Raw genomic sequence first — 22,156 nt, forward strand, 5'->3', positions numbered from 1 at the left:
CGAGGTCCCGTGGCGGCCCGTGGTCGCCTGGCCTTGACCAGGGCCGCCGGTGGTGGATCAGCCGGCGCGGGCCGGCCGACCCGGTTCCGACCAGCTCGGCGTCGGAGGATCGATGGCTCCCTCGGCCAGGCCGGTCACGTCGAAGAAGGACCGCAGCACGTCCGCGATGTCCCAGGCCACCTGGTGCCGACCGGTGGCCGAGGCCTGGTGCAGCAGCCCGACCAGCACGTCACGTTCACCCTCGAACCAGTTCCGCGCGGTCTCGGCGGCGACCGACTCGGCGTCCGAGCCGGACCAGCCGATCCTCGGCCGGACCAGCGCGGGAACGCTGAGCAGCTTGCGGGCCTTCAGGGCACGACCGAGCCAGGCGTCCAGACCCCGGTCGACCGCCACCCGCCGCTGTTCCCGGTTGTCCTCGCGGAGCGCCTGTTCCCGGGCGAAGACCGCGACCAGTGGTTGGAACCGGTAGCGGGGCCGCCCCTGGTAGATCAGGCCGACCTCCAGCAGTTGTGCGTCGACGAGGTTCTCCAGGATCTCCTCCACGCCGCGCTCCGGCCGGCCGAGCACGGCGGCCGCGGCCCAGGCCGGGAAGTCCGGGGTGTCGAGCAGGGCCATCTGCCGGAACATCCGGCGGCTCGACTCGTCGAGCCGTTCGTACGACAGGTGGAGACTGGTGCGCACGTCCAGTTCGCCGCAGCGCAGCTCGTCCAGCCGGCGGCTGCGGTCGGCGAGCCGGACGGCGAACCGGTCGAAACTCCACGTCGGCTTGGCGGCGATCCGGACCCCGGCGATCCGGACGGCGAGCGGCAGACCGGCGCAGAGCTCGACGATCCGCTGGGCCGGGCGGGGTTCCGCCGCGACCCGGTCCTGGCCGACGATCGCGCGGAGCAGGCCGAGGGCCTCGTCCGCCGCCATCGGTTCGAGACGGGTCACCTGGGCCCCGGGCAGGGCGGAGAGCCGGGTACGGCTGGTCACGATCACCCGGCAGCCAGGTCCGCTGGGCAGCAGCGGACGCACCTGTACCTCGCTGGCGGCGTCGTCGAGCATCACCAGGGTCCGCTGCCGGGCGAGCTGGCTGCGGTAGAGCTGGATCCGTTCGTCCAGTGAGGACGGTATGGCCAGTTCGTGCACGCCGAGGGCGCGCAGGAACCAGCCGAGCACCTCGAACGGGTTCTTCGGGTGCGGGCCCATCCCGTCCAGGTCCACGTAGAGTTCCCCGTCCGGGAACTCCCGCCGGCCGAGGTGGGCCACGTGCACCCCGAGGGCGGTCTTGCCGACCCCGGCCGCGCCGGTGATGAGGATCGGTGCCGGCAGGTTGGCGGCCCCGGCGGCCGGCGGTCGGAGCGCGGCGGTGAGCTGCGAGACCTCGGCCACCCGGCCGGTGAAGTCGACGGTACGCGGTGGCAGCATCGCCGGTCCGGTGTCGGCCCAGACCGCGCTGACCGGGTCCCGACTGTTGGCGGTGGCCCGGCCCTGGTCGAGGTCGCCGGTGAGGATGGCGTGGTAGACCGCGTTCAGCGTGGCACCGGGGTCCACCCCGAGCTCGTCGGCGAGGATCCGCCGTCCCTCCTGGTAGACGGCGAGCGCCTCGGCCTGGCGGTCGCACCGGTAGAGGGTGGTCATCAGTTGCGCGCGGAGGCGTTCCCGCATCGGGTGCTCGGTGACCAGGGTGCTGAGTTCGGTGACCAGCGGTCGGTGCCGGCCCAGCGCCAGCTCGGCCTCGATGCGACCCTCCAGGGTCAGCATCCGGGCCTCCTCCAGGTGCGGCAGTTCGGCGTCGGCGAGGTACTCGGTGACGTCGGCGAGGGCGGGACCCCGCCAGAGTTCGAGGGCCTGGCGGAAGTGGTCCGCCGCGGCCTCGAAGCGTCCGCCCTTGAGGTCGGCCTGACCCTGGCCGCTGAGCCGCTCGAACTCGTCGTAGTCGAACCGGGCCGCGCCGATGCGCATGCAGTAGCCGGGACGCTGCCGGATGATCTCGATGGTCGGACCGAGGTACTTGCGCAGCCGGGAGATGTAGGTGTAGATCTGCGCGTTGATCGTGCTCGGCGGGTGCCAGCCCCAGAGCAGTGAGCTGAGCCGGTCGTCGGAGACCAGCCCGCCGCGGGCCAGCAGCAGCGCGGTCAGCACGGTCCGTTGCTTCGAGCCGTCGAGGCTGGCCTCGCCCCCGTCGTCGCCGAACACCTTCACCGGACCGAGGATGGCGAATCGCATCTGTCGCTCCATCACCACTGTCGTCTCAGCAACTGGACGGATCGGCATGGCCGACCACCCCGCTGCCCGCTACCGGTGACGATGGCCGCGGCCGTCTCCCGCACGTGGAAGTTCCACACGGGTCAATCAATTGTGTGTGGACCGTTCGTCGCATCGCTTTCCCCCCGGTAAAGCAATATAGATTTTCGTGAATCTAATGATGCGGTGTGCGAGTGTCAAGGTCATCCCGATTTTCGGAAGGGAGCCGGCCCTGGTCTATCGGGCACCCGACACTGGCGATAGTGCGTCTCACGTCAGTCGGCTCGACGGCCCGTAATCCCGGCCAGGTGGCTCGCGATATTACTGACGAGTTTCTTTTCCTGCGGATCCAGATAGAAGTGCCCGCCGGGCAGGATGTGGACGGTGCAGCCGGCCGTCGTGACGTCCGCCCAACTCGCCATGTCGTCCGGTCGGTACGCCGGGTCGGCGTCGCCCAGGTAGCCGACGATCGGCGTGGTCACGGTGGGTGGCCGGTCCGGGCGGTAGGTCTCGATGAGCCGGTAGTCGGCGCGCAGCGCGGGCAGCAGCAGCTCCCGCAGATCCGGGTTGTCGTAGGCCGAGACGTCTGCCGCGCCCAGCGCGTGCACCTCGCGCACGAGTGCCTGGTCGTCTTGTTTGTGCAGGTGGCCACGGTTGCTCCGGGCCGGGGCGGGGCGTCCGGACAGGAACAGGCCGACCGGGCGGACCTCGTGCCGCGCCTCCAGTCGCCCGGCGACCTCGTGGGCGATCGCCGCGCCCATGCTGTGCCCGAACAGCGCGAGCGGACGGTCCGCGTACGGTAGCAGCGCCGCGCAGAGCCGGTCGGCCATCTCGTCCATCGTGGTGATGCACGGCTCGGTCAGCCGGTCCTGTCGACCCGGGTAGCACACCGCGAGCATCTGCACGTCCTCGGGCAGCAGTGGCGGCCATCCGCGAAAGGCGGTCGGCACCCCGCCCGCGTGTGGCAGGCAGATCAGTCGGAGAGTCGGGTTGTCGACTCGGCGGTAGGCACGAAACCACACGTCGCCCGAAATGCGGACGGCCTGATTTGTCGGCACAAACGTCACTTCCCCCAGCGGCCGTAGCAGTACGTGAGAAGGACTCACAAGTATCCGTCGCGTCGCCTTGGGACGGTTCCGCGAGGATCCTTCCGTCAGTTCCCTCGATCGTGGACAGCGTAGCCAACCTGTTCTCCGGGACGGCCGCCCGATGGCGCTTATGCGGGCATTAGCAGAATGAATTGCGACCGGTAAGGGTCTTGTGTCCGATGCGTCGAAGGTAGCCGTCCGGTTAGTCGTACGTTGCCGACCGATGTCCATGGACGGCCATCGTTGACCCGGGCGAGACACCGGCGCCGCGACCCGTTGTCGCTGTTGGCGATGGGCATTGCGGCCCACCCACCGGTCCTTCCCGCGACGGGCCCGGGCCGACCCGTGGCCGGCCGTCGCCGAGGGGGAGAACGGGCATCTGCGATTCGCGAATCCAAGACGGAGATGCCGCACGTTTCACCACATGAAATTAAGGGGTCTTGTGCACTCGGGTTGCCTGGTGTACGAGGCGGCTGTCCAGTCGCCCGTTCCCGACCACCCGGCCGCGACCGTACTCCGGCGCCGGGCGCACCGGGTCCGGGCCGCCGGGCGGCGACCACGCCCCGGGCACCGGCCGGCCCGCCTATAGGAAACGTATAGCCACCGATCCCAGGCTCAGTGTCGTCGGTACCCCGGTCCCGGGGTGCACCGCACCTGTACCCATTCCCGCGGAGGCGACATGACCAGCGCGAACCCCACCGTCACCCTCGACGACGAGCAGCGGCGGCAGATCAAGGACATCGTCTGCGAGATCCTCGAGATCGAGCCGACCGAGGTCACCGAGACCAGCCTGTTCAAGGAGGACCACGAGGCCGACTCGCTGCGGGCGATCGAGATCCTGGCCGCGCTCGAGCGGAGCCTGAACATCACGATCGACCAGGCCGAGCTGAGCCGGATGGTGAACCTGGCCGGGGTCTACACCGTCGTCACCGAGGCGTCCGCCCGCTGACCGCGGCCGGACGCCCGCGGGGGACTCCCATGAGCAGATCTCTGATCGACGCCGAACCGGCCGCCCGCCGGGTGGTCATCACCGGTATCGGCGCGGTGACCAGCATCGGCACCGGCGTGCACGAGTTCACCGCCGGACTGCGTGCCGGCCGCAGCGGTGTACGACCGATCACCGCCTTCGACACCAGCGGATACGCGTACGCCAACGGGTGTGAGGTGGCCGGCTTCGAGCCGGACCGGTGGATCCACGAGCAGAAGGTCGACGAACTGGGTCGGGCCAGCCAGTTCTCGGTCGCGGCGGCCCGGATGGCGGTCACCGACGCCGGCCTGACCCCGGCCGGGCTGCGGGAACGGCGGACGCTGGTCTCGGTCGGCACCACCGACGGCGAGTCCCGCGACCTCGACCAGCTCGTCGGTCAGCAGGTCGCCGCCGGTCCCCGCCAGTTGGACCCGGTGCTGGCCCGCCGGGCGGTGGCCGGTCGGCTCTCCGCCGGCATCGTCCGCGAACTCGGACTGGTCGACGTGGAGGCGGTCACCATTCCGACCGCCTGCGCGGCGGGCAACTACGGCGTGGGGTACGGCTTCGACGCGATCCAGTGCGGCGACGTCGACGTGGCGCTCTGCGGCGGCGCGGACGCCCTGTGCCGCAAGACCTTCACCGGCTTCTACCGGCTGGGCACCATCGCCCCGGAGTTCTGCCAGCCGTTCGACCGCAACCGCAAGGGCATCCTGACCGGTGAGGGCGCCGGACTGCTGCTGATGGAGAGCCTCTCCTCGGCACTGGGCCGAGGTGCCCGGATCTACGCCGAGGTGCTCGGCTACGGCCTCAGCTGCGACGCCCACCACCCGGTGGCGCCGGACCGGGACAGCATCGCCCGGTGCATCCGACTGGCCCACGAGAACGCCGGGATCAGCCCGGCCGACGTGGACTTCATCTCCGCGCACGGCACCGGCACCAAGGCCAACGACGTGACCGAGGCGGGCGCGATCCGCGAGGTGTTCGGCGCCGACGTACCGCCGACCATCTCGATCAAGGCGATGATCGGACACACCATGGGCGCGGCCAGCGCGCTGGCCACCGCCGCCTGCGCGATCGCGCTCACCGAGAGCTTCATCCCGCCGACCGTCAACCACGTGGAGACCGACCCGGCCTGCGGCCTGGACTGCGTACCGAACGAGGCCCGCCCGGCCCGGCTGAACGTGGTGCAGAACAACGCGCTCGCCTTCGGCGGCAACAACGCGGTGGTCATCCTGGGCCGCTACCCGGCAGGGGGCGCGGCATGACACGACGCGGTGCCGAACCCGGTGTCCTGATCACCGGTGCCGGGGCGGTGGCGAGCACCGGAGCGGCGACCGGCGAGATCTACCAGGCACTCTGCGCCGGCCGCAGCGGGCTGGCCCCGCTGCGCGGGTTCGATCCGTCCCGGTTCCGGGCCACCCACGCGTACGAGATCGACGACCGGCCGGGCCCCGGGGTGGACGAGCCGATGCGGGCCACCCGCTGGCTGCTCGACGCGGTGGCCGCCGCACTGCGCGACGCGGGACTCGACGAGGACCTGGGCGACACTCCCGTGCTGGTCGGCACCACCCTGCGTGAGTTGCGCTCGGTGGAACTGAGCTGGCGGGACCGGACCGCCGTCGACCCGCGTCGACTGCACTTCGGCGCGGCACTGCGCCAGCGGTTCGGTGCGGTCGACACGCACACGGTGGCGAACGCCTGCGCCGCCTCGCTGTACACCCTCGCCCTGGGGGTGGAGCTGCTGGCGGCCGGACGCGCCGACACGGTGGTGGTGGCGGGCACGGACACCATCACCGAGAGCACGTACGGGATGCTGGACCGCTGCTACCCGGAGGCGCCCGACCGGGTGCGGCCGTTCGACCGCAACCGCCGGGGCATGCTGCAGGGCGAGGGCGCGGCAGCGGTCGTGCTCCGCCGGGAGACGGCCGGTCACGCCGGCCAGGTGCTCGCCCGGCTGCGCGGGGTCGCGGTCAACTGCGACGCGTACCACCCGTCGGCTCCGGACGCCAAGAGCATCGCGCTGGTGATCCGGGAGGCGCACCGCCGCGCCGGGGTGAGCCCGGCCGAGATCGACCTGGTGATGCTGCACGGCACCGGCACGCCGCTGAACGACGAGGCGGAGGCGGAGGCGATCCGGGACGTCTTCGGCAGTCACGCCGGCAGCCCGCTGATGACCGCGATCAAGTCGATGCTCGGGCACACCGCCGGTGCCTCCGGCCTGCACAGCCTGCTCACCGCGGTACACGCGCTGCGGGCCGGCCAGGTGCCGCCGACCCTCGGGATCACCGACCCGATCGACGAGATCGCCGACTTCCGGCTGGTCCGGGACACCGCGGTCGGTGCCGGCGACGCCCTGCGCGTGGCGCAGGTCGACTCCTTCGGGTTCGGCGGCCTCAACGCCGTCGCGGTACTGGAGAAGGTGGCCTAGGTGGACGTGGTTGTCAGTGGTCTCGCCGCGGTCGGCGTCGGCCTCGACTCGGTGGCCGACCTGCTCGCCGGAACACCCGACGACGGGCGGCCGGGAGCCTGCCCGGCGGGCCCGGACACCGGCCCGGCCGGCGGGCCCGTCCGGCCGGCGGATCCCACCCGCCGGCTGTCCGGGCGCGGCATGCGCTACAAGGACCGGGCGACCAAGCTGGCACTGGTCGCCGGCCGGGACGCGCTGACCGACGCCGGCCTGCTCGCCGACGACCTGCTCACCGTGCCGGGCGAGTCGGTGGGGGTGGTGGTCAGCACCAACTACGGCAACGTCGACACGGTCTGCGAGGCGGTCGCGACGATCGCCGAGCACACCTACCTCGGCACCAGCCCGATGGCCCTGCCGGCCACCTCCAGCAACGTGACCGCCTCCTGGCTGGCGATCACCCACGGCCTGCGGGGCGCCAACCTGACCCTCTGCAACGGATCGACCTCCGGCCTGGACGCGGTCTTCTGGGCCGGCCTGCTGATCCGGTCCGGTCGGATCCGGGCCGCCCTGGTCGTCGGGGTCGAACCGGTGAACGATCCGGTCCGGTACGTGACCGGGGGCGGTGCCCCGACCGCCACGACGCGGCTGCTGGACGGCGCGGCGGCGGTGGTCCTGGAGTCGGCCGACGCCGCCCGGGAACGGGGCCGTGCCCCGCTGGTCGCCCTCGGGCCGTACGCCCGGCGGGCCGAACCGGCCGCGGCGGTCGCCGCGGTACGCCAGGCCGAACCCCGGCCGGTCGGACTCTGGTACGTGCCCGGGCCCGCCCCGTTCGGCGACGGACCGGGCAGCGGGGTCGGCCCGCCGGCCGCCCGCGTCCACGACCTGACCCGCCGGTTCGGCGACTGCTCCGGCGCGCTCGGCGTGCTGCAGTGCGCCGCCGGCGCCGCCTGGCTGGCCGCGCATCCGACCGAGGCGGTGCTGGCCACCGCCGGCACCGGCGACCGGGGCGGCGAGGACGCCGCCGCCGCGCTGATCCTCACCCCGGCGGGTACGCCGTGACGCTGTCGCCGGGACCCGACACCCGGCTCCGTACCGCCGTCCGGTCGGCACCGCCCCGGGCCCTGCTGCTGCCCGGGTTGGCCGGCAGCCCGGCGATCTGGCGGCCGTTCGCGCAGCGGGCCGGGACGTGGCTGGAGATCGAGACCGCCGCGCCGCCGTGGGTCGGTCCCGCCGGATGGGCGTACGACACCGACCCCGGCCGGCACGTGCTGGACGCGGTACGGGCCCTGCCCCGGCCGCCGGACCTGCTGGTGGCCCACTCGTTCGCCGCCACCCTGGTGCTGGACCTGATCAGCCGGGGCGAACTCGGCGAACCCGTGGCCCTGGTGCTGGTCTCGCCCTTCTACCGGCCGACCCCGGCCGCCTTCGACTGGCGCACGATCGCCGGCTATCTCAACGGCTTCCACACCATCCTGGACGAGGGGCTGCGGGTCGGCTCCGGTGGGCGGCTGGCGGACGACGTACGCCGGGCGATGGCGCGACAGGTGCGGGAGCGGGTCGGACCGTACGGCTGGGTCCGGTTCTTCGACCTCTATCTGCGGACGCCGTTCATGGACCTGGCCCGGGTCGACGCCCCGCTGTTGGTGATCACCGGGGACCGGGACTTCGCGGCCGGCGCCGACGACGGCCGGACGCTGGCCCGGGCGGTACCCGGCGCGCGGTTCGAGCTGTTCGCCGACTGCGGCCACTTCGCGATGGCCGAGCAGCCGGACCGGTTCGCCGCCCTGCTGCACGAGTTCGTCGAAACGCTCTAGTCACCCGACCACAGGCACCTCCCGACCATCCACGGAGCTGGAATGAACACAGTCACCGCCACCCACCCGGTCGTCGCCCCGGCCGAAACCGAGCCGACCCGGCTGGAGATCCGGCCGCGCTACGAGGGCTCGAACATCTGCACCTGGATCGGCTTCAAGCACGTCAACTACCTGATCGAGGAGGCCGTCCTCGACCATCTGCGGCGCAACGGGCTGGCGCCGGGCTGGCTCTACGAGCGGTACGCGCTCGGCGTGGACCTGGTCGACATCGACACCCGGATCCTGCACGCGTACCACATCGACGACGTGGCCGTCGCCGAGGTGCGCCGCGACCCGAAGGTGCCGGACGAGCTGGCCTTCAACGTCGTCCTGAGCAAGACCGACGCGCAGACCACCCGGGCGGCCAGTGCCAAGGTACGGGTCAGCCTGCGGCACGACCCGAGCACCGGGCCGGCCGAGCCGGTGCCGGCCGCGATCGCCGACTACACGGTGGAGAAGCTGGGCCGGGCGCTGCCGGGTGCACCACAGCCGGTGCGGGTGACCGGGCGGGACCCCGGCGAGGTGCTCACCGAGGGCCGCAACGCGTACGCCTGGAAGTGGCGCATCCCGTACCCGTACTGCCACTTCACCAAGCGGGTGCAGATGTCCGGCTACCTGCGGCTGATGGAGGAGGTGGTGGACCTCTTCCTGGCCGACCGGGGCGTCTCCATCCGGACCCTGCTGGTCGAGCAGAACTGGATCCCGGTGGTGCCGCACTCCCGGATCACCATCCTGGACGAGGCGCTGATGGAGGAGGACGTCTGGACCGTCTTCACCGTGGAGGACGTCTTCAAGGGACTGACCTACACCGCCCGGATGGACTGCTACGCGGCCCGGGACGACCTGCTGGTGCCGGTGGCCACCGGGCGGATCACCCACGGGTACGCGGTCATCGACAACCGCCGGGACTGGCACCTGGTGCCGTTCGACGACCGGATGAACGCCGCGCTGGAAGGCAAGTAGCGCCGTGACCGACGTCCTCGTCACCGGAATCGGTGCGGTCAGCTGCCACGGACGCGGCGCGGCCGCGTTGTGGCACGCCATGCTCGACGCCCAGGTGCGGCTGCCGGACCAGCCGGCGGACCCGCTGGCGCACATGGCGCTGCCCCTGATCTACCTGGTGCCCGAGGAGCACGTCGCGGCGGAACACCCCGGCCGGGCGGCGCAGTTCGCGGTGGCCGCCGCCGCCGAGGCGCTGCGCGACGCCGGACTGACCGGCCGGGAGAACACCCGGTTCGGTGTGGTGGTGGGCAGTTGCATGGGCGAGGCCGGGTTGCGGGAGGCGGACCGCTACCCGGCCTCGACAACCACCGGTCGACGCCCGGCCTTCCAACTCGCCACGCACCTGGGCGCCTGGCTCGGCGGCTTCGGCGCCAACTCCAGCATCGCCAACGCCTGTTCCGCCGGGCTGTTCGCGCTCTGCACCGCAGTCGACATGCTGCGCTGCGGCGAGGTGGACGTGGTGCTGGCCGGCGGGGCGGACGCGTACTCCCGGGTAGCGCTCGGCTGCTTCAACCGGCTGGGCGCGGTCGATCCGGTCCGCTGTCGGCCGTACGACCGGCACCGGGCCGGCACGGTCTTCGGCGAGGGGGCCGGAATGCTGGTGCTGGAGTCCCGGGAGCACGCCCGGGCGCGGGGTGTCGACACCGGTTACGCCCGGGTGACCGGCACCGGCTGGAGCTGCGACGCGCACCACCCGACCGCGCCGGAGCCGGCGGGTGACCAGATCACCCGGGCGATGCGCGAGGCGCTGACCGAGGCCGGCGACGACGGGGTCGGTTGCGTGGTGCCGCACGGCACCGGTACCCAGCTCAACGACGTGATGGAGAGCGGCGCCCTGCACCGGGCGCTCGGCCCGGCGGCCGGCTCGGTGCCGCTCTACAGCCTGAAGGCACTGATCGGGCACACCGGGGGCGCCGCCGCCGGCCTGGCCGCCTGCGCCGCCGCGCTGATCCTGCGGCACCGGGTGGTGCCGCCGAACGTGCCGTTGGACGAGCAGGACCCGGCCTGCCCGGTCCACCTCCCGGTCGGCGCCGGCACGGCGCTCGACGTCGACCGGGTGCTGGTCAACGCGTACGGCTTCGGCGGCACCAACGCCTCGGTCGTGCTCGCCACCGACTGTGGGAGCGCACGATGATCGCCCCGGTCGGGTCACCGCGGACCACAATGGACGCGCCGTCGCGGAGCACGCCGGTCGGTCGGCCGGTCACCGACGCGGTGGTCACCGGGATCGGCGTGGTGGCCCCGGACCGGCCCGGCGAGCCGTGGTTCGACCCCCGGGCCGAGTTGGGCCCGCGTGGCTACCGGTACGCCCCGCCGGCCACCCAGTACCTGCTCGCCGCCACCCGGCGGGCGGTCGCCGACGGCGGGCGGCTGGACCGGCTGCCGCCGGAACGCCGGGGCGCCGCGGTGGCCACCAACGGCGGGCTGGACCCGCTCTTCGGCGAGATGGACCGGATCGTCACCGGTGCCGACGCCACCGAGCTGAGTCCGGCGCTGGCGCCGTACTTCGCGATCAACGTACTGGGTACCCGGCTCGTCGCCGAACACCAGCTGAGGGGTTTCCACCTCACGCTCACCTCGCCCGGGGTGGCCGGTTTCGAGGCGGTCGAGGCGGGCTGGCGCGCCCTGGCCGTGGGACGCTGCGACACCCTGCTGGTCGGCGTCACCGAGGACGGCGCCGAGCAGGGCGCGGTGGCACTGGTGCTGGAGCCGGCCGGCGCCGCCGCAGGCAGTGGCCACGGTCGGCTCCGGGCGGCCACCCTGTTCGTACCGCCGGCCGCCGTGCACGACCGGGTACGGCTGACCGCCGCGCTGGACGGGGCGCTCGGCCGACTCGCCGCCCCGGGCGCGCTGATCGCCCCGGCCACCGGGTCGGCACTGACGCACGCCGACGGCGGCTCCCCGGTCGAGTGGTCAGACGACGCGGCGCCGGTCGAGTTGTTCGGCGACGGGTCGGCGGTCGCCGCTGCCGTCGGAGCCGCCGCCGCCGAACTGACCGGTGTGGCCCCGGTGGTCCGACCGGTCGGCGCCGGTTGCCTGGCGCCCGTGTTGCGGGCCGCCCGACTGTTCGCCGGGCCACCGGGCGAACACCGGCTCGTCGTCGCCACCGGCGAGGGCAACGTCGCCGTCGTCCGAGTCTCCGTCGCCGCCAGAGCCACCCGGGAGGGATCGTGATTGTTTCACTGCGCGGCCGTTGGTCGCTGGTCCTCGGTGCCTCCAGCGGCATCGGCAGGGCGATCAGCCTGGCCCTGGCCCGCGAGGGCGTACACGTGGTGGGTCTGCACTTCGACACCGCCGAGCGCGCCGACGGCGTCGCCGACCTCGTGACCGAACTGCGCGGGTACGGCGTACAGGCGCACTTCGTGAACGCGAACGCGGCCAGCCCGGCGACCCGGGCCGAACTGGTACCCGTGATCGCTGAGCTGACCGACGGGGCCGGTCTGCACGTCCTGGTGCACTCGCTGGCGTTCGGCACCCTGGTCCCGTACCTGCCCCGACCGGGGTACGACGGCGGGATCGCCCGCCGCCAGCTGGAGATGACCCTCGACGTGATGGCGCACAGCCTCGTCTACTGGACGCAGGACCTGCGTGCCGCCGACCTCCTGCCGCCCGGCGCCAAGATCTACGCGATGACCAGTGCCGGGGTGCACCAGAAGCTGCCCAGCTACGGTGCCGTGTCGGCGGCGAAGTCCGCCCTGGAGTCGCACGTCCGGCAGCTCGCCTGCGAACTGGCCCCGGACGGGGTCGCGGTCAACGCGCTGCGGGCCGGCGTCACCGTCACCCCGGCGCTGACCCGCATTCCCGGCAGCGCCGACTTCGTCGAACACGGCGCGGACACGAACCCGCACGGCCGGCTCACCCGCCCGGAGGACGTGGGCGAGGCGGTGGTGCTGCTGTCCCGTACCGACTCGTCCTGGATCACCGGCAACACCATCGGCGTGGACGGTGGGGAACTGCACGCGGCGGCCGGTGCGTGGCGCCGACCGCCGGCCAAGGCCGACGCCGAGGCCGAGATCCGAACCTGAGTCGGGCCGGACCCGGGCCGCCCACGGCCCGGGCCGGGTCATGGAGGAGGAAGACATGTCCCGAACCGACCTCGTCGTCTCCGGCTGGTCGGCCGTGTCACCGTACGGTCTGGGCGCCGAGCCGTTCGCGGCCGGGCTGCTGGCCGGTGACCAGACCGTCGGCCAGCTGGACCCGGAGGTCTGGCCGGTGCCGGACGACCGGGCGGCCCTGGTGCCCGACTTCGACATCCCGACGGTGCTCGGCACCAAGGGCACCCGGTCGATGGATCGGATCACCGGCCTGGCGGTGAGCACCGTCGGCCTGCTCTTCACCCGGTACGGCCCGAAGCTGGCGGACCGGCCGGAGGACGTCGGCCTGGTGCTCGGCACCGGCTCGGGCAGCGTGCAGAGCATCATGGACTTCACCCGGGACTCGCTGACCGGCGAGAAGCCCTTCCACGTCGACCCGGCCCGCTTCCCGAACACGGTGATGAACTGCGCGGCCGGTCAGAGCGCCATCCGGCACCAGCTCAAGGGGCCGAACACCACGGTGTCCGGCGGGGCGCTGACCGGTCTGCTGGCGCTGAACTACGCCAGCCGCCTGCACCGGCGCGGACGTTCCGAGGTGATCCTCTGCGGCGGGGTCGAGGAGTACTCCGTGCAGCGGAGCTGGCTGGAGTGGCACGCCGGCGACGGCGCCGCCCCGACCCTCGGCGAGGGCTGTGCCGTACTGCTGCTGGAGTCCGGGGCCAGCGCGCAGCGGTACGGCCGCCGGCCGCTGGCCACCGTGCTCGGCGCCTGGTTCGGCGCGTTCCCCGACCGGTCGCCGGACCGGGCCCGGGAGGTGCTCGCCGGCTGCGTCAGCCGGGCGCTGCGGGACAGCGGGGCCGCCGGGTCACGGGTGCGGCTGGTCGCGCCCGCCTTCCCGGCCGGTCCGCTCGGTGACGCCGAGCGCGGGGCGTTGTCCGACGTCCTCGCCGACGACACGGTGGTCCGGATCGAGTGTCGCGACCTGCTCGGCGACACCGCGGCTGCGTCCGCCTCCTTCCAACTCGCCGCGCTGCTGGCCGCCGCCGGGGCACGACCCGATCTCGCCGGCACGCTCGCCCTGGCCACCTCGGTCGACCAGGAGGGCACCGTCGGCTGCGCCCTGCTGCGGATCGGATCCGCGGCACCCGTCAACGAAGGGACCGAACCATGACCGACCAGCTCGCGACGACGGTGGAGAACGACCGCCCGCTGGACAAGGAGGACCTGCGTCGGCTCATCGCGGACGTACTCGACGTGGAGACCGACGAGGTGTCCGACCAGGCGCACTTCGCCGACGACCTGGACGTCGACTCGCTGATGGCGCTGGAGATCGCGGTACGCCTGGAGAAGGCGTACGGCGTGAAGGTCGCCGAGACGGAGATGGCGGCGATCACCACCCTGGACGGCACGTACGGGCTGCTGGAGCGCAAACTCCAGGGCACCGCGTGACCGCCCGGGCCACTCCGGCCTCCGTGGCCGTCACGGTGACCGCCCGCACCTCGACGACGGCGACCGGCACCGTCCTGATCGATCCGGCGGACCCGGTGTTCGCCGGGCACTATCCGGGTTTCCCGGTGCTGCCCGGCGTCTACCTGATCGAGTTCGCCGACCAGACGCTGCGCGGCTGGCTCGACGCGGACGGGTCCGACGGCACGGTCGAGCTGGCGGCCGTCGAGCGGTGTCGCTTCCTCCGGCCGGTGTACCCCGGTGACACCCTCACCGTGGAGCTGACCGTGGACCGGACCGAGGACGGACTGCGCTGCTCGGCGGGGGCCCGGACCGCGACCGGTCCGGTCGCCGACATCCGGCTGCGCTACCGGGCGGCCGGCGCCGACCCGGACCAGCCGACCGGATCCGACCGGCGCGACGCCGACCGGTCCGACGAGGTCGCGGGGCTCTCCGCCGGCCCGGCACAGATCCGGCGAATCATCCCGCACCGGTACCCGATTCTCCTGGTCGACCGGGTCACCGAGGTCGTGCCGGGGAGTCGGCTCACCGCCCGCAAGGCGATCACCAGTGCCGAGCCGGCGTACGCGCGGATGGACGAGACGGCGGGGCCCGGCGGGTACGCCTATCCCGTCCCGCTGCTGATCGAGTCCTGGGCGCAGGCGGCGGTGCTGCTCGCCGTCTGGGACACCCCGAACCCGGACGTGCTGGCCGGCAAGGTGGAACTCGCCGGCGCCATCAACAACATCCGGGTCGCCGGCCCGGTCCAGCCCGGCAGCGTGGTGGAGCACCGGGTCGAACTGGTCCGGGCGGTCGGCGACACGTCGATCCTGGCCGGGGAGACCTGGTGCGACGGCCGCCTCGTGCTCGCCGTCCACCACTTCGTGCTCGCGCTGCGCTCGATCGACGTCCTGCGCCCGGCCGCCGCCGCGACGTCCTGAGGAGGAGACATGTCCACATCGCACAGTCGCACGACGCCCGGGGACCCCGGTGCCGACGGGGCACCGTCGACCCCGGTCGCGGTGGTGACCGGGGGATCCCGGGGGATCGGTCGGGCGGTGGTCATCCGGCTGGCCCGTGACGGGTTCGACGTCGGGTTCTGCTACCGGGCCAACGACGAGGCCGCCGAGCTGGTCGCCAAGGAGGCCCGTGAGTACGGCGTACGGGTGCTGGCCCGCCGGGTGCACGTCGCGGACCGGGCGGCGGTCCGGGGCTTCGCGGACGAGGTGGAGGCGGAACTTGGCCCACCGACGGTGGCGGTGACCGCGGCGGGCATCGTACGGGACCGCCCGCTGGCGACGATGAGCGATGAGGAGTGGGACGAGGTGCTACGGGTCAACCTGGACGGCACCCAGCACCTGTGCCGGTCGGTCGTGTTCGGGATGATGAAACGTCGCCGGGGTGCCGTGGTCACCCTCTCCTCGGTCGCCGGTGTGGCCGGCAACGCGACCCAGACGAACTACGCCGCGGCGAAGGCCGGCATCATCGGCTTCACCAAGGCCCTCGCCAAGGAAGTGGGCCGGTACGGGATCCGGGCCAACGTGGTGGCGCCCGGCTTCATCACCACCGACATGACGGCCGGGCTGCCCGAGAAGATCACCCGCGAGATGCTCGCCCGCGCCTCGCTCAACCGGTTCGGCACTCCGGCGGAGGTGGCCGAACTGGTCTCCTTCCTCGCCTCGGACCGTGCCGCCTACATCACCGGTCAGGTCGTCCAGGTCGACGGCGGTCTCGCCCTCTAGCAACCCCCGGGAGCGTTCATGCTCAAGTTCTACTTCTCCCTGCGCAGCCCGTACTCGTGGTTGGCGTACCGGGACCTCGGCACGCGGCACCGGGAACTGGCCGGTCGGCTGGAGTGGATTCCGTTCTGGGAACCGGACGAGGTGAGCCTGCGGATGCTCACCGACGCGGGCGGCAAGTTCGTCTACACCCCGATGTCCCGGGCCAAGCACCTGTACGTGCTGCAGGACGTCCGGCGGCTCGCCGCCGAGCGGGGCCTCGCCTTCGCCTGGCCGGTCGACCGGGCCCCGTGGTGGGAGGTGCCGCACCTCGGCTATCTGGTCGCCAAGCGGCACAACCGGGGACCGGAGTTCCTGGAGCACGCCTACCGGGCGCGCTGGGAACAGGGCCGGGACGTCTGCGACCGGTCGGTGGTGGCCGACATCGGCGAGACGGTCGGCGTCGATCCGGGGGAGGTACGCGACGCGGTGGAGAACCCCCGGGTCCGGGCCGAGGGCGTGGAGGCGCTGCTGTCGATCTACCGCGACGGGGTCTTCGGGGTGCCGTTCTTCGTCCGGGGTTACGACCGGTACTGGGGGGTGGACCGGCTCTCCACGTTCGCCGCCGCGGTCGAGGGCGCCGACGCCGACGCCGAGGCGGCCGCCCGGCGGACCCTGAGTGCGGTCGCCGCCGTACCCGGGCGGGACGACGACCGGGCCACCGACGGCGGTCACGCCGGCGGTTGTGGCTGAGGTGCCTGATGACCCTCTTCGTCACCGCGCTCGGTGAGGTTGTCGCCCGGGTGCCGGACAAGCCCGCCGTGCTGTTCCACCGGGCCTCCGGGGTCGAGTCGCTGACCTACCGCGAGCTGGACCGGGCGGCCCGGTCCGTGGCGGTCTGGCTGCGGGACCGGCTGCCCGCCGGGGACGCCCGGGTGGTGCTCGCCCACGCCCCCGGGCTCTCCTTCGTCACCGCGTTCGTCGGCTGCCTGTACGCCGGCGTCACACCGGTGCCGGTGCCGCCCCCGACCGGTCACCGGCATCAGGTGGTGCGCAGTGCGGGCATCGTCGCGGATTCCGGTGCCGCGATGGTGCTCACCGACCCGGAGAGTTTGCCGGCGGTGCTCGCCTGGCGGGACGCCTCCGGTCTCGGCGACATCCCGTGTGCGGGTCCCGCCACGACGCCGGACGCGGGGGAGTCCGACCCGGACCGCTGGCGCCCGCCGGATCCGGACCCGGACCGGGTGGCGTTCCTGCAGTACACCTCGGGGTCGACCAGTGCGCCCAAGGGCGTGATGGTGGGCCACGGCAACCTGGCGCACAACATCGGGTTGATGCGCGACTGCCACGGTTGGCACGGCGACCTGGTGTTCTGCAGTTGGCTGCCGACGTACCACGACATGGGTCTGATCGCGATGCTGCTGACGCCGCTCTGTCTGGGCGGTACGGCGGTGCTGCTGCCCGCGATGGACTTCCTCAAGCGGCCGTACCTCTGGTTGGACCTGATCAGCAGGTACGGCGCCCAGGTGAGCTGCGCGCCGAACTTCGCCTACGACCTGACCGCCCGGCAGGTCGGCGACGAACAGCTGGGCCAACTGGACCTCTCGCACTGGCGGTACGCCTGCAACGGCTCGGAGCCGATCAACGCCGGCACCCTGGAGCGGTTCGCCGCCCGGTTCGCCCCGGCCGGGTTCCGCCGCGCGGCGCTGCTGCCCGGGTACGGGCTGGCCGAGGCGACGCTCTACGTCTCCGGTACCCGGGTCGACTCGCCACCGGTGGTCCGCCGGGTGGACACCGCCGCGCTCGCCGCCGACCGGCTGGTGGCATCGGACGGCGTCGCGTCGGGGGACCCGGTCGGCGTGACACCGGCCGCGCTGCCCGGTCCGGACGGTCCGGTGCCGACGACCGAGCTGGTCAGCAGTGGGGTGGTGCGGGGGATCGAGGTACTGGTGGTCGACCCGGCCACCGGTGTGGTGCTGCCGGACGGGCAGGTCGGCGAGGTCTGGATCGGCGGCGGGAGCGTGGCGTCGGGCTACTGGCGGCGGCCGGACGAGACCGCGGAGACGTTCGGGGCGCGTACCGCCGACGGGGCCGGACCGTTCCTGCGTACCGGTGACCTCGGCGCGTACCTGGACGGCGAACTGTTCATCACCGGCCGGCGCAAGGAGATGTTGATCGTCAACGGCCGGAACCTCTACCCGCACGACGTGGAGCGGGAGGCGGCGGAGGTCCATCCGGTCTTCGCCGAGCTGCCGACCTGCGTCTTCTCGGTGCCGGGCCGGCAGGGCGAGGCGATCGTGCTGGTGCAGGAGATCCGGTCGCGCGGGCTGACCGGAGACGACCTGCACGGCTACGCCCGGACGGCGAAAACGGCGCTGGGCGCCCGGCTCGGCGTCCGGGTGGGCAACGTGGTGTTCGTCCGTCCGGGCCGGATCCTGCGGACCAGCAGCGGCAAGATCCAACGTCGCGCCATGCGGGACCGGTTCCTGGCCGGCACGCTGGAGTCGTTGCACGAGGACCTGGATCCGGAGCTGCGGGTAGTCACCTCGGCACCCAGCCGATGAACCGGGCGTACAGCTCGCGCGGGCTCGGGCCACCGGACTGGTACAGGAGGTGCAGGTCGCTGGTGGCGTCGTAGAGCATCGTGCAGAGGTAGACGGAGAGCGCGACCCGGTTGCCGACGTACTCGGTCAGCAGCGTCTCCCGGGCGGCGTCGCACGGCCAGGCGGCGGCGCAGGCCCGGCACGACCAGAGCGGCCGTCGCGGCAGGTGCGGCGCGTCGGTGGTCACGCTCGCTCCCCGGGTACGTCGTGCCGTCCGCCCCCTGGTCGAATCGTCTGGTACGTCCGCCGCTGGTTGAGCCGGGCGCCCCGCGCGGACAACGCTGGGGGAGCCGGCGGGGGACAGGGCGGTGGTGTCGGCGGGGCGGCCTGGTCAGGGCAGCGCCACGGGTGCCCGCAGCGGCAGTGGCGCCAGAGTCGACGCCAGTCCCGGTGGTGCCGGGGTGAGTGCCGGACGGAGGTGCTTCGCCGTCTCCACCACATCGAGGTGCTCCTTCGCCGCTGGTCGGGTGGGGCCGCTCCGGCTTGCCGGCCGGAGCGGCCCGGTGGCGGCGCACCGGCCGGAGGCGATGGGGAAGCCCCGGTGCGTCGCTGCCCCCTACTTTGGTGACGGTGTCGCTACTCTCGGAAGGATTCGTCCGTCTACCGGTTGTCCGTAGGGGCCCGGAACCCTCCTGTGTAGAGGTGCGTAGATGACTCATCCGCCGACGTTGGAGCTGTTCGCCGAGGAGCTGCGGCTGGCCCGGGGCGACGCCGGGCTGTCGCAGGAGGAACTGGCCGTCGAGATCAGCTTTTCCGCGTCCCTGGTCGCCGGGGTCGAACAGTGCCGGCGGATTCCGCAACCGGAGTTCACCGCCCGGTGTGAGCGGGTGTTGAAGACGGCTGGCCGGCTGGAACGGATCCGCAAGCGGATCGGCCGGGAGGTGATCCTGCCCTGGTTCCGGGAGTGGGTGCTGCTCGAACGCGAGGCGACCATGCTCCGCTCGTACGAGCCGCTGGTGGTCCCCGGGCTGTTGCAGACCGAGGAGTACGCCCAGGCGTTGCTCGAAGGGGCCAGCCGGTTCACCGTCGCCCAACTCGAACAGCAGGTCGCCGCCCGGGTGGAGCGGCAGGCGGTGCTCGACCGGGTGCCGCCGCCGACGTTCGTCGCGGTGCTCGACGAACAGATCCTGCACCGCCCGGTCGGCGGTCCGAAGGTGATGGCCGGCCAGCTCCGGCACCTGGTCGAGGCGGTCCGCCGGCCGTGGGTGCACCTCCACGTGGTGCCGATCGCCACCGGGGCCTACCCCGGGTTGAACGGCGCGTTTGTGCTCGCCACCCCGCCGGAGGGTGAGGATTCGGCCTACCTGGACAACCAGCTCCAGGGCTACGTGGTGCAGCGCCGAGCGGACGTACTATCGCTGGCGGAGACCTGGGAGGTGGTGCGGTCCCAGGCGCTGTCCCAGGAGCAGAGCGTGCGGATGATCGAGGAGGCGGCTGAACGATGGAGCTGACCGGCGCCCGGTGGCGCAAGAGCAGCCGGAGCAGCGGTAACGGTGGCAACTGTGTGGAGGTGGCGGACAACCTCCCCGACATCGTCGGTGTACGGGACAGCAAGGACCCGTACGGGCCGGCACTGACCTTCACCCCGGTCGCCTGGCGGGCCTTTGTGGTCAGGGTGGCCGCGACCCGCTGACCTGCTGGGATCGACGGCGACGGGGAAGTTGATGGACGAGGCGGGCCGCGCCGCCGCGCTGGCCGAGATCCGGCGCAAGCTGGCGCTGCTCAAGCAGGTCGAGGCCGAGCACGGCTTCGGTGTGGTGATCGAGGAGCAGACCGCACCGCTGGAACCGATACCGGAGCTACCGGCCGGCGTGATCGAGGTCTACCGGGTCGTCCGACGGCTGGAGGGCAGCTACTTCCGGTTCCGGCAGCCGCCGGAGATCGCCAGCCCGGCCGCCTTCCGGGACCGGGAACTCGTCCCGTACGACCTGCTCGGTCATCCGTTGAGCATCGGCTGGGAGATCCGGGACATCCCGGCGGACCTGGTCGCCGAGCGGGACGTCGGCCAGCCGATCTACCTGGACGTCGACGAGGGCTACGTCTACCACGTCAACACCGACGAGTACGTCCTCCACGTCAAGGGCGCGTACGACGGCGACATCGAGGTCGACGAGTTCGCCCCGGACATCGTCAGCTTCTTCGACACCTGCGTGCTCGGTCCGGACTATCCGGACGTCGTCGAGACGGTCTGCGGCCCCTTCCACCGTGACCACCGGGTCCGCAAGGGACGCTTCAAGGGCCAGTACACCGACACCTGGCTACGCCTCCTGGTCGCCGCCGGCCTCGCCTCCTGACCCGGCGGCCCGGCCGGACGGCGGCCACGCCCACCACCTGCCGGTCAGGGGCGGCCGGTACGTCGCTCCAAGCTGCTCTGCCGTACCGCGTCGACGCGTTCGCCCACCGCGTCGACCCGGGCGGCGAGTCCGGGATGGTCGGTACGCAGATGACGGCCGGTCTCGGCGATCAGGTGGACCAGGTCGGTGGGGTCGCTGGTGCCGAGCGCGTGGTGCAGCCGGTCCAGGTCGATCCGGGCGGTCGGGGCGAGATCGGTCAGCGCGGTGATCTGACCGGCGAGTTGGCGCAGGTCGGCGCCGTTGTCCCGGGCCCATCGGGCGACCGCGCGGTCGCCGGCCCGGCGGTCCCGTTCGGCGCGTACCCGGTCGTCGCGGGTCCGGGGCGGCTCGCCGACGTCGGCGGGCCGCAGTCGTAGGTAGCGCCGTTCGGCGGCCTGCCGGCTCGCGACGCCGAGCGCCGGGGCGAGATCCGCCCAGCTCGCGCCCCGTTCGCGGGCGGCCGCGATCAGCCGTGGCTCCCAGGTCTCCAACTCGGCCCGGAGGTGGCGCAGCAGGACGAGGGCGTCGAGCACCTGGGCCGCGGTCGGTTCGCCGACGGTGTCCCCCGGGGTCCGGGGCGCCGGGGGCAGTTGGTCACCGACCCGGCTGGTGACGGCCCGCACCTGGTCGAGTGCCCTGCTGGTGGAGAGCCCGGTCCCGTCCGGGACGTCGCTGCTCGCCTGTTTCGCCACCCTGCCCACCGCCCTTCCGCTCGTACGTCGGCCGGAACGGCTCACCATGCTCCGCCGCCGGTCGGATCCTTCAGCTTGTCATCGGTGTGATGACGAACCGCTTGTCGTCGTTCCGATGACATGGTACAACCGAGGTGTCGCGCATTGACAACACTGTCAACTGAGCCAGGAGGTGGTTTGAGATGTTGATGCGCACCGACACCTTCCGCGAACTGGACCGCCTTGCGCAGCACGCTTTCGGCAGCCTGAGCACCGGGACATGGTCCCGCCCGACGGCGATGCCGATGGACGCGTACCGCACCAACGACGAGTTCGTCGTGGCGTTCGACCTGCCCGGGGTCACCCCGGAGGCCATCGAGATCAACGTCGAGCGCAACATGCTGACCGTGCGGGCCGAGCGTCGGCCGCTGCACCTCGACCGGGACACCCAGGTCCAGATCTCCGAACGGCCGCTCGGCGTCTTCTCCCGTCAGCTCTTCCTCGGCGACGCGCTGGACACCGAACGGATCGAGGCCGACTACGACAACGGTGTGCTGGCCATCCGGATCCCGGTGCGGGAGCAGGCGAAGCCGCGCCGCGTCACCGTCTCGGCTACCTCGGCCGGTACCGAACAGAAGGCCATCAACGCCTGACCCGTGACGGGGCCGGTCGGTTCCGGTTTCCGGATCCGCCGCGCGCACGCGGTTCGGGCCCACGTACCGCACTCGTCACGAAGGCGACGCGGACAGGCGACGGACCGGCGGTTCGCCGGTCCGGAGCCGGCCGGCGGCAGGGGGTGGTGAG

The 22,156-nt window shown here is 72.6% G+C and carries 23 protein-coding genes; 19 read left to right on the plus strand and 4 right to left on the minus strand.

Annotated elements, in window-relative coordinates:
- Positions 1–57: 57 nt before the first annotated feature.
- Positions 58–2,211 (minus strand): AfsR/SARP family transcriptional regulator, encoded by a 2,154-nt coding sequence (locus V1633_RS14275; RefSeq protein ID WP_331214776.1) that lies wholly within the window; start codon positions 2,209–2,211, stop codon positions 58–60.
- A gap of 293 nt (positions 2,212–2,504) precedes the next feature.
- Positions 2,505–3,548 carry a thioesterase II family protein gene (locus V1633_RS14280; protein ID WP_331214777.1) on the minus strand — a complete coding sequence of 348 codons (1,044 nt, stop codon included), beginning with the start codon at positions 3,546–3,548 and terminating at the stop codon, positions 2,505–2,507.
- Between the two features lie 448 nt (positions 3,549–3,996).
- Between V1633_RS14280 and V1633_RS14285 the strand changes: the two genes are divergently transcribed.
- From V1633_RS14285 to V1633_RS14355, 15 genes are read left to right on the plus strand one after another with little or no spacing between them, the layout of a single operon-like run.
- Entirely contained in the window at positions 3,997–4,266 is a 270-nt protein-coding gene (locus V1633_RS14285) for an acyl carrier protein (protein WP_331214778.1), read from the plus strand.
- Between the two features lie 29 nt (positions 4,267–4,295).
- Positions 4,296–5,549 carry a beta-ketoacyl-[acyl-carrier-protein] synthase family protein gene (locus V1633_RS14290; RefSeq protein WP_331214779.1) on the plus strand — a complete coding sequence of 418 codons (1,254 nt, stop codon included), beginning with the start codon at positions 4,296–4,298 and terminating at the stop codon, positions 5,547–5,549.
- The gene (locus V1633_RS14295; RefSeq protein WP_331214780.1) at positions 5,546–6,712 is read left to right on the plus strand and encodes a beta-ketoacyl-[acyl-carrier-protein] synthase family protein; all 1,167 of its coding nucleotides are present in this window, start codon (positions 5,546–5,548) and stop codon (positions 6,710–6,712) included. Before V1633_RS14290 ends, V1633_RS14295 begins: the two co-directional genes overlap by 4 nt.
- Positions 6,713–7,750 (plus strand): beta-ketoacyl synthase N-terminal-like domain-containing protein, encoded by a 1,038-nt coding sequence (locus tag V1633_RS14300; protein ID WP_331214781.1) that lies wholly within the window; start codon positions 6,713–6,715, stop codon positions 7,748–7,750.
- Complete coding sequence (locus V1633_RS14305) at positions 7,747–8,505, plus strand: alpha/beta fold hydrolase (RefSeq protein ID WP_331214782.1); 759 nt, start codon at positions 7,747–7,749, stop codon at positions 8,503–8,505. The genes V1633_RS14300 and V1633_RS14305 overlap by 4 nt, the downstream gene beginning before the upstream one ends.
- 42 nt (positions 8,506–8,547) lie before the next feature.
- Positions 8,548–9,507, plus strand: coding sequence for an acyl-CoA thioesterase family protein (locus tag V1633_RS14310; RefSeq protein WP_331214783.1), 960 nt, complete (start codon positions 8,548–8,550; stop codon positions 9,505–9,507).
- Positions 9,508–9,511: 4 nt separating this feature from the next.
- A complete protein-coding gene (locus V1633_RS14315) occupies positions 9,512–10,681 on the plus strand; it encodes a beta-ketoacyl-[acyl-carrier-protein] synthase family protein (RefSeq protein ID WP_331214784.1) in 1,170 nt (389 codons plus the stop codon).
- On the plus strand, positions 10,678–11,721 hold the full coding sequence (locus V1633_RS14320; RefSeq protein ID WP_331214785.1) for a beta-ketoacyl synthase N-terminal-like domain-containing protein: 1,044 nt from the start codon (positions 10,678–10,680) through the stop codon (positions 11,719–11,721). The genes V1633_RS14315 and V1633_RS14320 overlap by 4 nt, the downstream gene beginning before the upstream one ends.
- Positions 11,718–12,572: an SDR family oxidoreductase gene (locus tag V1633_RS14325; RefSeq protein ID WP_331214786.1), complete on the plus strand. Its 855-nt coding sequence runs from the start codon at positions 11,718–11,720 to the stop codon at positions 12,570–12,572. The genes V1633_RS14320 and V1633_RS14325 overlap by 4 nt, the downstream gene beginning before the upstream one ends.
- A gap of 55 nt (positions 12,573–12,627) precedes the next feature.
- Positions 12,628–13,752, plus strand: coding sequence for a beta-ketoacyl synthase N-terminal-like domain-containing protein (locus V1633_RS14330; protein WP_331214787.1), 1,125 nt, complete (start codon positions 12,628–12,630; stop codon positions 13,750–13,752).
- A complete protein-coding gene (locus V1633_RS14335) occupies positions 13,749–14,030 on the plus strand; it encodes an acyl carrier protein (protein ID WP_331214788.1) in 282 nt (93 codons plus the stop codon). The genes V1633_RS14330 and V1633_RS14335 overlap by 4 nt, the downstream gene beginning before the upstream one ends.
- 23 nt (positions 14,031–14,053) lie before the next feature.
- Positions 14,054–14,968, plus strand: a complete 915-nt coding sequence (locus tag V1633_RS14340) for a 3-hydroxyacyl-ACP dehydratase FabZ family protein (RefSeq protein WP_331214789.1) — start codon at positions 14,054–14,056, stop codon at positions 14,966–14,968.
- 9 nt (positions 14,969–14,977) lie between these two features.
- Entirely contained in the window at positions 14,978–15,769 is a 792-nt protein-coding gene (gene fabG / locus V1633_RS14345) for a 3-oxoacyl-ACP reductase FabG (RefSeq protein ID WP_331214790.1), read from the plus strand.
- A gap of 18 nt (positions 15,770–15,787) precedes the next feature.
- On the plus strand, positions 15,788–16,498 hold the full coding sequence (locus tag V1633_RS14350) for a 2-hydroxychromene-2-carboxylate isomerase (RefSeq protein ID WP_331214791.1): 711 nt from the start codon (positions 15,788–15,790) through the stop codon (positions 16,496–16,498).
- An 8-nt stretch (positions 16,499–16,506) separates the two neighbouring features.
- Complete coding sequence (locus V1633_RS14355; RefSeq protein ID WP_331214792.1) at positions 16,507–18,309, plus strand: fatty acyl-AMP ligase; 1,803 nt, start codon at positions 16,507–16,509, stop codon at positions 18,307–18,309.
- On the opposite strand, the gene V1633_RS14360 is transcribed toward V1633_RS14355, so the two are convergent.
- Positions 18,287–18,535 carry a hypothetical protein gene (locus tag V1633_RS14360; RefSeq protein WP_331214793.1) on the minus strand — a complete coding sequence of 83 codons (249 nt, stop codon included), beginning with the start codon at positions 18,533–18,535 and terminating at the stop codon, positions 18,287–18,289. The two genes, V1633_RS14355 and V1633_RS14360, sit on opposite strands and share 23 nt — an antisense overlap.
- A gap of 463 nt (positions 18,536–18,998) precedes the next feature.
- Here V1633_RS14360 and V1633_RS14365 point away from each other — a divergent pair, with 463 nt between their 5' ends.
- The 3 genes from V1633_RS14365 to V1633_RS14375 are packed head-to-tail and all read left to right on the plus strand — an operon-like array spanning position 18,999 to position 20,642.
- Positions 18,999–19,799, plus strand: coding sequence for a helix-turn-helix domain-containing protein (locus V1633_RS14365; protein WP_331214794.1), 801 nt, complete (start codon positions 18,999–19,001; stop codon positions 19,797–19,799).
- Positions 19,790–19,981, plus strand: coding sequence for a DUF397 domain-containing protein (locus tag V1633_RS14370; RefSeq protein WP_331214795.1), 192 nt, complete (start codon positions 19,790–19,792; stop codon positions 19,979–19,981). Before V1633_RS14365 ends, V1633_RS14370 begins: the two co-directional genes overlap by 10 nt.
- Positions 19,982–20,012: 31 nt before the next feature.
- Positions 20,013–20,642, plus strand: a complete 630-nt coding sequence (locus tag V1633_RS14375) for a hypothetical protein (protein WP_331214796.1) — start codon at positions 20,013–20,015, stop codon at positions 20,640–20,642.
- 44 nt (positions 20,643–20,686) lie between these two features.
- Here V1633_RS14375 and V1633_RS14380 read toward each other — a convergent pair whose 3' ends face one another.
- The gene (locus V1633_RS14380; protein ID WP_331214797.1) at positions 20,687–21,373 is read right to left on the minus strand and encodes a hypothetical protein; all 687 of its coding nucleotides are present in this window, start codon (positions 21,371–21,373) and stop codon (positions 20,687–20,689) included.
- Between the two features lie 182 nt (positions 21,374–21,555).
- Here V1633_RS14380 and V1633_RS14385 point away from each other — a divergent pair, with 182 nt between their 5' ends.
- On the plus strand, positions 21,556–22,005 hold the full coding sequence (locus V1633_RS14385) for an Hsp20/alpha crystallin family protein (RefSeq protein WP_331214798.1): 450 nt from the start codon (positions 21,556–21,558) through the stop codon (positions 22,003–22,005).
- The last annotated feature ends 151 nt before the right edge of the window (positions 22,006–22,156 follow it).

Origin of the sequence: Plantactinospora sonchi (assembly GCF_036422035.1) — a bacterium.
In the GTDB taxonomy this organism is placed as follows: Bacteria; Actinomycetota; Actinomycetes; order Mycobacteriales; family Micromonosporaceae; genus Plantactinospora; species Plantactinospora sonchi.

Coding starts and splice junctions, on each gene's coding strand:
- V1633_RS14290 (WP_331214779.1), top strand. CDS start 4,296: ATGAGCAGATCTCTGATCGACGCCGAACCGGCCGCCCGCCGGGTGGTC.
- V1633_RS14385 (WP_331214798.1), top strand. CDS start 21,556: ATGTTGATGCGCACCGACACCTTCCGCGAACTGGACCGCCTTGCGCAG.
- V1633_RS14350 (WP_331214791.1), top strand. CDS start 15,788: ATGCTCAAGTTCTACTTCTCCCTGCGCAGCCCGTACTCGTGGTTGGCG.
- V1633_RS14280 (WP_331214777.1), bottom strand. CDS start 3,548: ATGGACATCGGTCGGCAACGTACGACTAACCGGACGGCTACCTTCGAC.
- V1633_RS14375 (WP_331214796.1), top strand. CDS start 20,013: ATGGACGAGGCGGGCCGCGCCGCCGCGCTGGCCGAGATCCGGCGCAAG.
- V1633_RS14310 (WP_331214783.1), top strand. CDS start 8,548: ATGAACACAGTCACCGCCACCCACCCGGTCGTCGCCCCGGCCGAAACC.
- V1633_RS14320 (WP_331214785.1), top strand. CDS start 10,678: ATGATCGCCCCGGTCGGGTCACCGCGGACCACAATGGACGCGCCGTCG.
- V1633_RS14285 (WP_331214778.1), top strand. CDS start 3,997: ATGACCAGCGCGAACCCCACCGTCACCCTCGACGACGAGCAGCGGCGG.
- V1633_RS14330 (WP_331214787.1), top strand. CDS start 12,628: ATGTCCCGAACCGACCTCGTCGTCTCCGGCTGGTCGGCCGTGTCACCG.
- V1633_RS14275 (WP_331214776.1), bottom strand. CDS start 2,211: ATGCGATTCGCCATCCTCGGTCCGGTGAAGGTGTTCGGCGACGACGGG.
- V1633_RS14295 (WP_331214780.1), top strand. CDS start 5,546: ATGACACGACGCGGTGCCGAACCCGGTGTCCTGATCACCGGTGCCGGG.
- V1633_RS14365 (WP_331214794.1), top strand. CDS start 18,999: ATGACTCATCCGCCGACGTTGGAGCTGTTCGCCGAGGAGCTGCGGCTG.
- V1633_RS14355 (WP_331214792.1), top strand. CDS start 16,507: ATGACCCTCTTCGTCACCGCGCTCGGTGAGGTTGTCGCCCGGGTGCCG.
- V1633_RS14370 (WP_331214795.1), top strand. CDS start 19,790: ATGGAGCTGACCGGCGCCCGGTGGCGCAAGAGCAGCCGGAGCAGCGGT.
- fabG (WP_331214790.1), top strand. CDS start 14,978: ATGTCCACATCGCACAGTCGCACGACGCCCGGGGACCCCGGTGCCGAC.
- V1633_RS14335 (WP_331214788.1), top strand. CDS start 13,749: ATGACCGACCAGCTCGCGACGACGGTGGAGAACGACCGCCCGCTGGAC.